Annotated in this window: 7 protein-coding genes; 2 read left to right on the top strand and 5 right to left on the bottom strand. The window is 73.3% G+C overall.

What is annotated here, in order from left to right; translation table 11 throughout:
* Nucleotides 1-238 precede the first annotated feature (238 nt).
* Both VGR37_22540 and VGR37_22535 read left to right on the top strand, forming a co-directional pair.
* Nucleotides 239-466 (top strand): hypothetical protein, encoded by a 228-nt coding sequence (locus VGR37_22540; GenBank protein ID HEV2150194.1) that lies wholly within the window; start codon nt 239-241, stop codon nt 464-466.
* Nucleotides 453-779 (top strand): type II toxin-antitoxin system PemK/MazF family toxin, encoded by a 327-nt coding sequence (locus tag VGR37_22535; protein HEV2150193.1) that lies wholly within the window; start codon nt 453-455, stop codon nt 777-779. The genes VGR37_22540 and VGR37_22535 overlap by 14 nt, the downstream gene beginning before the upstream one ends.
* A gap of 167 nt (nt 780-946) precedes the next feature.
* Here VGR37_22535 and VGR37_22530 read toward each other — a convergent pair whose 3' ends face one another.
* From VGR37_22530 to VGR37_22510, 5 genes are all read right to left on the bottom strand, one after another.
* Nucleotides 947-1,567 (bottom strand): isochorismatase family cysteine hydrolase, encoded by a 621-nt coding sequence (locus tag VGR37_22530; GenBank protein HEV2150192.1) that lies wholly within the window; start codon nt 1,565-1,567, stop codon nt 947-949.
* A gap of 76 nt (nt 1,568-1,643) precedes the next feature.
* Entirely contained in the window at nt 1,644-2,153 is a 510-nt protein-coding gene (sixA, locus tag VGR37_22525) for a phosphohistidine phosphatase SixA (protein ID HEV2150191.1), read from the bottom strand.
* 260 nt (nt 2,154-2,413) lie between these two features.
* Complete coding sequence (locus tag VGR37_22520) at nt 2,414-3,202, bottom strand: metal-dependent hydrolase (GenBank protein HEV2150190.1); 789 nt, start codon at nt 3,200-3,202, stop codon at nt 2,414-2,416.
* A 26-nt stretch (nt 3,203-3,228) separates the two neighbouring features.
* Complete coding sequence (locus tag VGR37_22515; protein HEV2150189.1) at nt 3,229-3,810, bottom strand: TetR-like C-terminal domain-containing protein; 582 nt, start codon at nt 3,808-3,810, stop codon at nt 3,229-3,231.
* Nucleotides 3,811-3,971: 161 nt separating this feature from the next.
* Nucleotides 3,972-5,089 (bottom strand): hypothetical protein (locus VGR37_22510; protein ID HEV2150188.1); only part of this gene is annotated, 1,118 nt, incomplete at its 5' end.

Raw genomic sequence — 5,089 nt, 5'->3', positions numbered from 1 at the left:
GTGCGGGGGTGCACGCCGCGAGCGCGAGCGCGCAGGCGGCCAGGGGAGGAAGCGCGGAACGGGCTCGGGGCATCGTGGGCCGGGTGCGGGGGAGGGCGCCGGGAGCGGGAGTCTTACCCGCCAATATGGCATCGCCGGGGGCGGAGGGGCAACGCCGTGGCTTCGCCAGCACTGGCGGGTCTTCCTCGACTCCCCGCCTGCACGTACGTTACACGTGCACCACAATGGGAGATCCGTAATGAAAAAGCTCACCATCAGGGTGGACGATGAGGTCTACGACGGCCTGTACCGGGTGGTCGGACCTCGCCGCATCAGCCAGTTCATCGAGAACCTGGTACGGCCCCACGTCGTGGAGGAAGACCTCGCGACCGCCTACGAGCAGATGGCTGCCGACGAGGAGCGTGAGTCCGCGGCCAGGGAATGGTCCGATGCCCTGCTCCCGGACGTCGCCGATGAAACGAGGTGAGGTCTGGTGGGTCAACTTCGATCCTTCCCTCGGCGGTGAGATCCGCAAGCAGCGCCCGGCGGTGATCGTCAGCAACGACGCATCCAACCAGCACCTGAACCGGGTGCAGGTGGTCCCGCTCACCAGCCGGGTCGACCGGCTGTTTCCCAGCGAGGCTCTCGTGGTGCTGAACGGGGAGCCCCGGAAGGCGATGGCCGACCAGCTCACCACCGCGAGCAAGGAGCGCCTGTCCCGCAGGGCGGGAACGCTCTCCCGGGAGGACGTGGAGGCGGTGGAGCGGGCACTCCGGATTCAGCTTGCGCTGCCATCGTAGCAGCCGTGCTCGCCGCGGGATGCGCGCACCTGCGGCTCGCCTGGCGGCACCCGTCCGACAGCAACGAAGGGGAGTCCCGCCCGGGGCTCCCCTTCGCCATTCCGTCCGGCCGCGGCCGCGCGTCAGGCGGGCACGGGCTCCAGCATGGAGCCGAGGAGGCGGACCGGCTACTCTTCCCCCTCCGCTCCGCGGCGCCGCAGCGCCTCCATGTCCAGCTCCGTGGACGGGGTGGTGTCCGCGCCGAAGACGCGCCGCATGTAGGCCAGCGCGCGGCGGTTCTCCTCCTCGGATACCGAGGCCATGCAGTCCTCCGGGACGTGCAGGTGGAAGTCGCGCATGTAGGCGTCGCTGGCGGTGAAGAGCACGCACACGTCGCCGCTGATCCCGGTCAGCACCAATCTCCGCACGCCCAGGTACTTCAGGAGGGTCTCCAGCGTGGTGGCGAAGAACGCCGAGTGCTTGGGCTTGAGGACGAAATAGTCGTCCGGGTCCGGGCGGAGGATGCGCGCAAGCGGCTCCCCCCGCACCCCGCCCCGGAGCACGTGCTCCGTCACGTCGCGGAAGTCGGAGCGCCAGCGGCCGAAGTTGTCGTTGGCGTAGACGACGGGGATCCCCGCCTCCTTCGCCCGCCGCCTCAGCGCGGCGGTGCGCTCCGCCGCCGCCACGGCCCTCTCCAGCATCCCTTCCGCGCCGGGGAACTCCAGGTCGTTGATCATGTCGACCAGCAGCAGCGCCACCGGCGAATGGTCGGGCGCGTTCCCGTGCAGGTCCTGGTTCTTGGGCGGCATCGGCGGCATCGGCACGGGTGGAGGAGGAGAGCTGTTCCCGCTCCGGAATGCAGGCGACGTGCCGGGATCCCCCCGCCTACTTCCGCAGGCGCCGGAGGTGGGCGGGCGCCAGGTACCAGAGGAGGCGAGCCCGCTCCGGGTCGGGCGGGCCCTCGAACTCCAGGAGGCAGGCCGCCCCCTTCTTCATCTCCACGAACGACGGGGTACGTCCGGAGAGGAGCCAGCTCACCAGCTCGCCCAGGTCCGGCTCGTGCCCCACCATCGCCACCGGGCCCGCCGGCCGGGGGAGCGAGCGGAGGCGCTCCACGAGGAGGGAGGGGTGGACGCCCGGGGCCAGCTCCTCCCAGCGTTCGGCGGGGATCCCGCCGAACGCCTCCGCGACGATCTCCGCGGTCTGGACGGCGCGGACGAGCGGGCTGGCCGCCAGGACGCCGAGACGGGGGACGACCCGGCGCAGCCCCCGCGCCGCGCGGCGCATCCGGCGGCGCCCTTTCGGGGCGAGGGGGCGGAGGCCGTCGTCCCGGCCCGTGCGGGCGAACTCCTCCCGCTCCTCGGCGATGGCGTGGCGGATCACGAGAAGCTGCATGCGTCCTCCGGCTGCGCGGGTCGTCGCTGGCACCGGGATCCGGGTCTGCACGACGCGGACCCGCGGCGCGGGGAACATCCGCGGCGCGGCCCGGTACCCGGTGCGTGCCCCCGACGCTCGCCCGTCCCATCCACACTTCCCGATGCTGAACCGAGCCCCCATCACCGTGGAGGAGGCGCTCCGCCGCCAGAAGCGCCTCCTCGTCTTCGGCGGCGTGATCCTGGTCGCGCAGCTTCTAAACACCGCCATGCTGTGGGTCTTCACCGGCCGGTTCCCGGTCTGGGCGGGGCTGGCCCTGGTGGGCGTGTGGCTCTTCTACGCCATGCTCCTCCGCCAGCACCGCCGCCTCCGTGCGCTCCCGCCGCCTCCGGCCGCAAAGCCGGGGAAGAAGCGGAAGCGCCTCCGCGACCCGCACCGCCGCGGTCCACCCACGCGGCCCAGGGGGGGATGATCCACAGGGCCATCGCGAGCCAGGCCAGGGTGCGAACGTCCGGCGGGGGTGGGGCGCCGACGCCGCCCAGGTAGATCCCGAGCAGCAGGGCCACCAGCCCACCGAACGCGGCCCACCCGGCCACCCCCCGCGGACGCACCGTCGCCAGGTAGACCGCGAGGCCCGCGGTGAACAGGGCGCCCTCCACGGCCAGCGTCCCCGCCACGGAGTGCCAGAGCCCGAGCCCCACCTCCGCTCCCCCGGGGTAGAGCGGCAGGTCCGGGCGGTGCGTCACCCAGTCGAGAATCCAGTGGCTGAGGACGAGCAGCCCCACGACGGCTCCGCCCCGGCGGTCCCGCCTCCACAGCGCGTAGGCCCCCCCGGCCAGGAGGCTCCATCCCAGCGTGGCGAGCAGGCTGTGCGTGACGGGGTAGTGGACGAATTCGAGCGGAGTGAACGCCGTCGCTCCCGGGGCGACGTGCACCCGCTCCCAGCCGAGCAGGAGGAGCACGGGCCAGACCAGGTCCGGGAGCTGGCAGGCGGCGAAGAGAACCCCCAGCGAGACGCGGGGCGCCGCGCGCTTCGCGGCGAGCGCCACGGCGAAATGGCCGATGAACACGTTGCCTCCGTCGTGAAAGGGACCGCCTACCGCCCGCCCGCCGAAGCCGCCACCCCGGCGAGCAGCAGCTCCACCATGCGCCCGAAGCTTTCGTCGACGGACTCCGGCATCCCGAAGCCCCCGCCCCGCTCCAGGACGACGAACCCGTGCAGCGCGCTCCGGAACGCCCGCGCCAGGTGCACCCGGTCGGCTTCGGTGACCCCCGCATCCCCCAGCGCCCGGAGCACGGGGAGCACCGGCTCCGCCAGGGCCCGGTAGAGCTCGTCGTCCTCCCCCGGACGCACCGCCCGCTGCGCCGCGCCGTAGAGCCCCGGGTGCTCCCGCGCGAAGCGGCGGTACGCGTGCGCGACCTCCCGCAGCGCCTCGGTCCCCGTCCTCCCCTGCACCGCGGCGCGCAGCGCCACTCCGAGCTCCCGCGCCGCCTGCAGCGCGAGGAGCCGCCGCACCCCCTGCAGCCCGTCCACGTGCGCGTACAGCGAGGGCGGGCGCACCCCCAGGCGCGACGCAACGGAGGCGAGCGTCACCGCGTCCGCCCCTTCCGCGTCCGCGATCTCCGCCGCCGCGGCGACCACGTCCCCGGCCGAAAGCCCCGCCTTGCGAGCCATCATCGCGCGACCCCTCCCGGAGAGGTGTGACTAACGCCATTAGGCACGGCCGAAGTATGCCTAATGGCATTAGTCATGTCAAGCCCGGTGCGCCCGGGGTGCAGAAAGGCCCTTCCCGCGGCTCAGCGGGAAGGGCCTCGTGTGGAGGGTGTGGAGGTGCGCGGCTATCTCGTCGCGACGGCGAGCCCCGCCCCGCGGCGGCAGGCGTCCACGTATCCCGCCTCCACGGTGCGGCACGCCTCCTCCCGCTCCGCCTCGCCGCTCGCCAGCACCCGCAGCTGGGTTCCCACCGACTCGTAGCAGCGGGCCTTGTCCTCCGTGTCCGGGAGCTCGCGGCAGTAGGCGACCCCGTCCTCGGCGCGCGAGGTCACGTTGAGCATGTTGGTGGCGGCGCCCACGTGGCACCAGGCGCGGTCCGCCGGGTCCGGCACGGCCGCGCAGCGACGGCGCGACTCAGCCCGGTTCTGCACCGTCATCCCGCTGATGTCCCGCCCCAGGCTCACGAAACAGGTGGAGCGCATCCGCTCGGGGACGCGCAGGCACTCACGCGCCGTCCGGGCGACGTCCTGCCCGGTGAAGTGCAGGATCACCGACGTCTGCATGGAGTAGCACGCGCTCCAGTAGCGCTCCTCCACCACGGTGCAGGGGTAGAGGAGGTCGTCCGGGTCCAGCGCCTTGAACGTGGGCGGACCCGCTCCCGCGCCGTGGTGCGCGTGCGCTCCGCCGCCGTGCGCCCCGTGCGCCAGCTCCGCGGCCGGGTGGTGCGGCATCATGGCGTTCACCGCGTTCTCCATGAAGGCGCCCTGGTAGCACGTCTCCCGCTCGAAGCCGGAGTCCAGGAGGTCGCACCCCTTCAGCGCGGTGGGGAGGTCGTGGCCGTGGAACATCACCAGCCCGTGCCCCATCCCGTGCGCGCACTGGAACTGGAGCCAGGTCCGCCCCTCCGCGCGGTGGTCCCGGCAGAGGGCGTTGACCGCCTCCGCCGACACCTCGCCCCCGCTGCGCCGCGCGTCCATGAAGTACGCCTGCACCACCCCGTGGTAGCACCCGGACTGGTGCTCCGGCGTGCAGGCGGCGAAGCTCTCCCCCACCCGCTCGGCCCCGGCGAACGCCGCGATTCCGATGCCGTGCGCGTACACGTGCGCGTCGCGCGCCACGTCGCGGTCGCGCGCCACCACCGCGTTCAGCGCCTCCATGGCCGGGCGCACCCCCTGCGCGCGGAGCGTCGCCAGCAGCATCGCGTCGTAGCACGCCTGCTTCCGCTGCGCGCCCAGCCGCCCGC

The organism is Longimicrobiaceae bacterium (assembly GCA_035936415.1).
GTDB lineage: Bacteria > Gemmatimonadota > Gemmatimonadetes > Longimicrobiales > Longimicrobiaceae > JAFAYN01.
This window is presented reverse-complemented; position numbering and strand designations above follow the sequence as displayed.

Bases quoted from the DNA above. Each gene is read 5' to 3' on its own strand.
- VGR37_22540 (HEV2150194.1), top strand. From the start codon at position 239: ATGAAAAAGCTCACCATCAGGGTGGACGATGAGGTCTACGACGGCCTG.
- VGR37_22535 (HEV2150193.1), top strand. From the start codon at position 453: ATGAAACGAGGTGAGGTCTGGTGGGTCAACTTCGATCCTTCCCTCGGC.
- VGR37_22530 (HEV2150192.1), bottom strand. From the start codon at position 1,567: ATGCCGCCCAAGAACCAGGACCTGCACGGGAACGCGCCCGACCATTCG.
- sixA (HEV2150191.1), bottom strand. From the start codon at position 2,153: ATGCAGCTTCTCGTGATCCGCCACGCCATCGCCGAGGAGCGGGAGGAG.
- VGR37_22515 (HEV2150189.1), bottom strand. From the start codon at position 3,810: ATGATGGCTCGCAAGGCGGGGCTTTCGGCCGGGGACGTGGTCGCCGCG.